Source organism: Bacillus sp. SIMBA_026 (assembly GCF_046535335.1).
In the GTDB taxonomy this organism is placed as follows: Bacteria; Bacillota; Bacilli; order Bacillales; family Bacillaceae; genus Bacillus; species Bacillus velezensis.
In genome coordinates this window covers 1-252 of sequence record NZ_JAWRWX010000347.1, presented here as the reverse complement: position 1 = coordinate 252, position 252 = coordinate 1, and the positions used below count along the sequence as shown (strand labels likewise).

The 252-nt window shown below is 38.1% G+C and carries 1 protein-coding gene; it reads right to left on the bottom strand.

The features are described 5' to 3' along the window. The coding region (locus tag SB847_RS21745) for an N-6 DNA methylase (protein WP_410578778.1) at positions 1-252 on the bottom strand (252 nt) is incomplete at both ends.

Sequence of the window (252 nt, the reverse complement as noted above, 5' to 3'; positions counted from 1 at the left end):
CCCCTGCTTTATTACCAAAGGGAGGGTTGGCTATAATTATATCTGCTTCATCCAGCTCTGCAGAGTCATCAGTCAGTGCATCACCATAAATAATATTCGCATCTAAACCATGTAAGAATATATTCATTAAGCAGATTCGACGAGTATTCTTTTCTATTTCTACCCCTTGATATTTAGGGGATCTAGCCATATATTTTTCTAGTGAATGTTTGTTTCGGATATAGCTATCAGCGGAAACTAAGAAGCCACCAC